Source organism: Mesorhizobium sp. P3_A9, assembly GCF_056402975.1.
Genome location: NZ_JBFUGJ010000782.1, coordinates 1 through 667, shown reverse-complemented (window position 1 = coordinate 667; position 667 = coordinate 1). Strand labels below are relative to the sequence as shown.

Annotated in this window: 1 protein-coding gene; it reads right to left on the bottom strand. The window is 60.9% G+C overall.

The features are described from left to right. On the bottom strand, positions 1 to 564 hold a 564-nt coding region (locus tag AC1DX0_RS36720; protein ID WP_477359531.1), incomplete at its 3' end, for a cytochrome c oxidase subunit 3. Positions 565 to 667 lie beyond the last annotated feature (103 nt).

Here is a 667-nt window from a genome sequence, read left to right as displayed (position 1 = left end):
GATGAGCAGGAAGATCACCCCGATCGTCACATGAGTGCCGTGGAAGCCGGTGATCATGAAGAAGCACGAACCGAACTGTGCGGCGCCCCATGGATTGCCCCAGGGCCGCACCCCTTCGGTAATCAGTTTGGTCCATTCAAAGGCTTGCATGCCGACAAAGGTCGCGCCGAGTGCTGCGGTCAAAAGCATGAGGATCGCCGTCTTGCGGCGGTCGCGGCGATAGCCGAAATTGACCGCCATGGCCATCGTTCCGCTGCTCGAGATCAGCACGAAGGTCATGATGGCGATGAGGATCAGGGGGATTTCCTGGCCGCCGATGCGCAGCGCGAAGACCTCGCTCGGATTTGGCCACGGCACGCGGGTGGAGATGCGCGCGGTCATGTAGGAGATCAGGAAGCAGCCGAAGATGAAGGTGTCGCTGAGCAGGAAGATCCACATCATGGCCTTCCCCCAGGAGACATTCTTGAACGCCCGCTGGTCCGAAGACCAGTCGGCGGCGATGCCTTGCCAGCCCGCCGGCCGCGGCTCCGTCTGGCCGATATGCGTCAGTGTCGTCTCTGCCATGCTCCCAGACCTCCTAGGTCAGTAACTGTCGGCAAATGTCGATGAAAGTCGCGGCCCAGCCGGCGAGAAGAATGAAGATGGCGAACCAGACGAACAGCAGGAA